The organism is Streptomyces poriticola, from assembly GCF_036689765.1.
In the GTDB taxonomy this organism is placed as follows: Bacteria; Actinomycetota; Actinomycetes; order Streptomycetales; family Streptomycetaceae; genus Streptomyces; species Streptomyces poriticola.
In genome coordinates, this window is record NZ_JBAGKH010000115.1 from 1 (window position 1) to 348 (window position 348).

The 348-nt window shown below is 67.0% G+C and carries 1 pseudogene; it reads left to right on the forward strand.

Features of this window, described 5'->3' with window-relative positions:
* Positions 1-348: pseudogene (locus V5O46_RS31695) on the forward strand (hypothetical protein); the annotation flags it as partial.

The following is a 348-nucleotide window of genomic DNA, read 5'->3' on the forward strand; positions in this document are numbered from 1 at the left end:
GTCCGAGCAGTTCGTGCCGCGCGGCGCCCGGCTCTACGGGTACAGCGCGGAGGTGCTGGGGCAGGCCGAGGAACTGCCGTGGGGCACTCCGGAGACGCAGTCCCATGACTGGTGGGATCCGGACGACTTCCAGTACTACTTCAAGAGCTTCGTGTGGGACGGGCTGATCGTCGACAACGTCTGGGGCACCATCGACGGCACGATGTCGCTGGTCGGGCTCAACGGCTCGCAGGCGTTCAAGGAGTCCTGGTCCGGCATCGCCCGCGTGATCGTCGGCGCCGAGACGTACCTGATGGAGTCCGGGGGCAAGGAACCCACCGGGATCTTCGCGACCGACTTCGCCCAGGA